Genomic DNA, 751 nt, shown 5'->3' with positions numbered 1-751 from the left:
TAGAAAACAGTCTCCACATTTGATGGCGCGTATTCTAACCAATTTATTACAAAAAAGCTCGCGCAATCGTTTGGCATCTCAAAAATAATTGCAAAAAAGTCGTTCTTTAGCTTTAAAAGTAACGAGATAGTTAATAGGGAAAGTTATGTTTCAGATAGGTGAACTGGCAAAACGTTGTGGTGTGACTGCCGATACATTGCGTTTCTACGAGAAAAACGCGCTAATAAAACCCGCAGGGCGAAGCGAATCAGGCTACCGCTTGTATGATGAAGAGAATCAAAAGCAGGTGCACTTTATCCTCAAAGGTAAAGATCTTGGCTTGAGTCTGGATGAAATTAAAGACCTGTTAGAAATTAAGTTAGAAGCGACAGAACACAGCTGTGCAGAGGTAAAAGCCATTACTTCTGCTAAGTTAGAGCTGATTGATGGGAAAATTAACGAGCTGACGAAAATTCGCCGAGCTTTGAAGAAGATTAATGATGCTTGTTGTGGTCATACAGACGATGACGCCACACATTGCTCTATCCTTGCAGCACTTGAGTAGTCTCATTCTTGAATCACTTAACTTAAGTTTGCATTTTTGGCGACTTGCTTTTCTAGGTACACGCTGCTTTCCCACCTATAATCTTGCCTTTAGTTACTTGTAGGAATCGACCATTGTCTGATTCCTACCGTAACGCTGTCTGTAGATACGAGAGTTTTCATACATGGTTGGAGTCTATTTTCAAATCAATGACTGGGTTTTGAGCGT

The 751-nt window shown here is 40.3% G+C and carries 1 protein-coding gene; it reads left to right on the top strand.

Annotation, left to right across the window (positions count from 1 at the left end; genetic code table 11):
- Window positions 1–145 precede the first annotated feature (145 nt).
- Window positions 146–544 (top strand): Zn(2+)-responsive transcriptional regulator, encoded by a 399-nt coding sequence (gene zntR, locus IQR33_RS05785; RefSeq protein WP_005382529.1) that lies wholly within the window; start codon window positions 146–148, stop codon window positions 542–544.
- The last annotated feature ends 207 nt before the right edge of the window (window positions 545–751 follow it).

This window comes from Vibrio sp. OPT46 (assembly GCF_015163535.1).
GTDB classification, from domain to species: Bacteria; Pseudomonadota; Gammaproteobacteria; order Enterobacterales; family Vibrionaceae; genus Vibrio; species Vibrio alginolyticus.
Note: the sequence above shows the minus strand (reverse complement) of the source record. Positions and strands in the feature narration are given on the sequence as shown.